At 66.0% G+C, this 235-nt stretch carries 1 protein-coding gene; it reads left to right on the top strand.

The features are described from left to right. Positions 1 to 235: carboxyl transferase domain-containing protein (locus AC0CH8_RS19150; RefSeq protein WP_465241236.1), on the top strand; the 235-nt coding region annotated here is incomplete at both ends.

The raw sequence follows: 235 nt of genomic DNA on the forward strand, positions 1-235 counted from the left end.
GTGCTGGACATCAATTCGTCGAAGAAGGCGGCGCGCTTCGTGCGGTTCTGCGACGCGTTCGAGATTCCGCTCGTGACGTTCGTCGACGTGCCCGGCTTCCTGCCGGGTACGGCGCAGGAGCCTAACGGGATCATCAAGCACGGCGCGAAGCTGCTGTTCGCCTATGCCGAGGCGACCGTGCCGAAGATCACCGGCATCACGCGCCAGGCGGATGGCGGCGCGTACGACGTGAGGG

This window comes from Sphingomonas sp. AC435, assembly GCF_979253005.1.